We start from the raw sequence: 2,447 nt of genomic DNA, 5'->3' as shown, positions 1-2,447 counted from the left end.
AGGTCGACGTACTCGTTGCCGTCGAAGTCCCGCACCCGCCCGCCCCACGCCACCCGCACGAAAACCGGGAACGCGCGGGGGAAGAATTACCGGTCCACGTGCGTCGGGGCCCCCAGCGTGGAGCGGGCCCGCGCGCGCAGCCGCAGCGAGGTGGGCGCGCGCACCGCGAAGTCCTCGGCGAACCGCTCCTCCACCTCGGCGCTCGTGTAGGGCGAGTAGCGGTCGGTGAACCTGCGCGCGTTCGCCCAGATGTCGATGTCCGGGTCGATCTGGCCCGCGAAGCCCTCGCAGGACAGGAACACCAGCTCGACCTGGGTGAACGTGGTGGTGTACCGGCAGCCGTGCGCGCGCAGCACCTCGTTGACGTCGGCGAAGTACGCGACGGTGGACCACCGGCTGGCGCTGGTGTCGAAGTGGTGGCGCAGCACCTCGGCCATCCGCCGCTCGTACCCGGCGCGCCGGGCCGCGAGGTCGGGGCCGACGTGCACGAAGTGCCGGGTGAAGCGGTCGACGGCGAGCGCCCACTCCTTGCGGGTGCAGGCGTAGTAGAACGAGGACAGGCCCCACTTCTCGTCCTCGGTCAGCTCGGCGGTGACGCCGTAGTCGAGCAGCACCAGCTCGCCGGACGGGGTGAACAGCACGTTGCCGGGGTGCGGGTCGCCGTGGCTGAGGCCGTGCATGTACAGCATGGTGTAGACGGCGTCCTGCAGGCGGCGGGCGAGCTGGGCGCGCGGCAGGTCGACCAGGTGCGCGTCGCGGCCGGGGATGCCGTCGACGTGCTCCATCACGAGCACCCGCGCGGTCACCAGCTCCGGCACCACCTCGGGCACGCGCACGTGCGGGTGCCCGGCGAAGTCGGCGCGCACCCGCTGCTGCTGGCGGGCCTCGCGGCGCATGTCGGCCTGCGGCAGCAGCAGGCGGGCGACCTCGTCGAAGCGGTGCGGCAGGTCCAGGTGGCGCAGGCGCGGCACGAGCAGGTGGGCGGCGCGCACGAGCGAGCCGAGCGCGCGCAGGCTGCGCCGGATCTCCTCGGGCACCCCGTCCTTGACCAGCTTGACGGCGACCTTGCGGCCGTCGTGCAGGTGCGCGACGTGCACCTGGGCGACGGAGGCGCTGGCGATGGGGCGCGGGTCGAGGTCGCGGAACACCTCGTCGAGCCTGCCGCCGAGCTCGCGCTCCAGCGCGCGGCGGGTGGGGCCGGGCGGCATGTGCGGGGCGCGGTCCTGCAGGGCCCGCAGGGTGTCGGTCCACTCCGGGGGCAGCAGGTCGGAGCGGGTGGCGGCGATCTGGCCGAGCTTGATGTAGATCGGCCCCATGCGCACCAGGAACGCCAGCGCGGCCCGCGCCCTGCGCCGCTGCCCGTCGGGACCGCCCCGGCCCCGGCCGCGGTCGCGCAGCCAGGGCAGGAGCAGGTGGCGGGCGGCCTCCAGCGCGAGGGCCGCGACCGCTCTGGCGAGGTGTGCGAGCACGACCGCCTCCGATCTCACAGCACGAAGGTGAAGGCGCCGAAGGACATCCCGGCGCTGCCGACCCAGCCGACCGCGCGCTGCCCCGGCGTGAGCAGGCCCGCCTCGATCCCCGAGGCCATCGCGGTGGGCACCGAGGCGGACACGACGTTGCCGGTGCGCGGGTAGACGTGGTGCGCCACCGGGCCCAGGCCCGCCTCGTCCGCCAGGCCCTGCCAGTAGCTGCTGCTGGAGGCGTGCGTGAACAGCGCGTCCACCCGCTCGGGCGGCACGTCCAGCGCGGCGAGCGCGGCCAGCGCCTCGTCCCGGCCGCGCGCGTGCATCTCCAGCCCGAAGGAGGTGAACACGCCGACCCCGTTGCGGGCCTCCTTGCCGGTGGGGTCGCAGAAGTCCCGGTAGTTGTGCAGGGTGACGTTGCACAGCGGCGCGAGGTCCGGGCGCGAGCGGAAGCTGAACCGCCACGGCTCGCCGTCCTCGGCGGTGAGCACGGTCGCGGTGGCGGCCTCGCCGAGGGTGCAGGCGGCGAACGTGGACGCCAGCGCCTTCGCCCGCGGCAGCCGGAACGCGCCGGGCACCACGGCCCCGCCGGGTCTCATGCTGAACTCGGCGTTGACGACCAGCGCCGTCCGGTGGTGGCCCGCCAGGAACAGCGACTCGACCACCTGGACGGCCCTGGTCCAGCTCATGCACGCGTCGAGCAGGTCGAAGCAGTGCGCGCGGTCCGCGCCGAGGGCGGCGGCGGCGTGGTCGGCGCCCGCCGGTTCCAGGAAGCCCCGGCCGACCCCGGTGTACACCAGCAGGTCCACCTGGGCCGGTTCCAGCCCGGCCCGGCGCAGCGCGGTGCGGGCGGCGGCGCGCAGCAGGTCGACGGGCCGCTCGCCGGTGTCGAGCCAGCGGCGGGTGCGCGAGCCGGTGTGCCGCAGGTAGGTGTCGACCCGGCGCAGCAGGGCGTCCAGGTCCCCGGTGAAGGAGTCGGCGCTG

At 75.0% G+C, this 2,447-nt stretch carries 2 protein-coding genes; both read right to left on the bottom strand.

The window, feature by feature from the left end; all coding sequences use genetic code 11:
* Window positions 1-86: 86 nt before the first annotated feature.
* Window positions 87-1,487 carry an ABC1 kinase family protein gene (locus ACTUAL_RS29825; protein WP_440902572.1) on the bottom strand — a complete coding sequence of 467 codons (1,401 nt, stop codon included), beginning with the start codon at window positions 1,485-1,487 and terminating at the stop codon, window positions 87-89.
* Window positions 1,484-2,447, bottom strand: a 964-nt coding sequence (locus ACTUAL_RS29820) for a 3-oxoacyl-[acyl-carrier-protein] synthase III C-terminal domain-containing protein (RefSeq protein WP_440902571.1), incomplete at its 5' end; no start/stop codon positions are given. The genes ACTUAL_RS29825 and ACTUAL_RS29820, both read right to left, overlap by 4 nt.

The sequence above is a fragment of the Actinosynnema sp. genome (assembly GCF_052038725.1).
Note: the sequence above shows the minus strand (reverse complement) of the source record. Positions and strands in the feature narration are given on the sequence as shown.